The 363-nt window shown below is 53.4% G+C and carries 1 protein-coding gene; it reads left to right on the top strand.

Annotated features, from left to right (window positions below):
- Positions 1–363, top strand: a 363-nt coding sequence (locus SB847_RS20635) for a hypothetical protein (RefSeq protein ID WP_410578435.1), incomplete at both ends; no start/stop codon positions are given.

Below are 363 nucleotides of genomic sequence, written 5' to 3'. Positions count from 1 at the left end.
ACTCAATTGGTATGTGAACGCTTCGGTTTGAATGGATTGCTTCTCGGCGCGGTGCAGGAATATACGCTGTTCAGACATCATTTCGAAGATGGCGGCGTACCCACAGACTTGTCCGAAAGCCCAACTTTAGACCAACTGCAACAGTACCGCGCAGCCTTGGCTTTTGCTCTCAAGCCGATTGATGCTGGATCTCCGCAGATATCCATCGAGCAGGTCCGAGACAGTGCGCTGCCGATTCGAGTGGTAGTTACGCTTTCGCACGCCGACAAGGCCTTCAGCGCAGCACGGAGTCCATACTCAAATAAGGCAGCTGTTAGTGAAGGAGCGGCATTGGAGATCCATGCAGATGGCCATGTGACGCTG

The organism is Bacillus sp. SIMBA_026 (assembly GCF_046535335.1).
GTDB classification, from domain to species: domain Bacteria; phylum Bacillota; class Bacilli; order Bacillales; family Bacillaceae; genus Bacillus; species Bacillus velezensis.
The sequence above is the reverse complement of the archived record's forward strand: the minus strand, read 5'-3'. Positions and strand labels throughout refer to the sequence as shown.